Raw genomic sequence first — 245 nt, 5'->3', positions numbered from 1 at the left:
AGGCAGTATTATTAGCCAAAACATTTGGTTGTGTTCGTCTTGTCTACAATAAGATGCTTGCGGAAAGACAAGCGACTTATGCAAAATACAAAGACGACAAGGAAATGCTTAAAAAGCAAAAGTTCCCGACACCAGCTAAATATAAAGACGAATTTCCATTTCTAAAAGAAGTAGATTCTTTAGCTTTAGCAAATGCACAAATGAACTTACAAAAGGCTTATAAGAATTTTTTTGAAGGCAATGCG

At 34.7% G+C, this 245-nt stretch carries 1 protein-coding gene; it reads left to right on the top strand.

Annotated elements, in window-relative coordinates; all coding sequences use genetic code 11:
- Nucleotides 1-245: helix-turn-helix domain-containing protein (locus DDE80_RS14975; RefSeq protein WP_153060966.1), on the top strand; the 245-nt coding region annotated here is incomplete at both ends.

The sequence above is a fragment of the Metalysinibacillus jejuensis genome (assembly GCF_003057615.1).
Lineage (GTDB): Bacteria > Bacillota > Bacilli > Bacillales_A > Planococcaceae > Metalysinibacillus > Metalysinibacillus jejuensis.
Note: the sequence above shows the minus strand (reverse complement) of the source record. Positions and strands in the feature narration are given on the sequence as shown.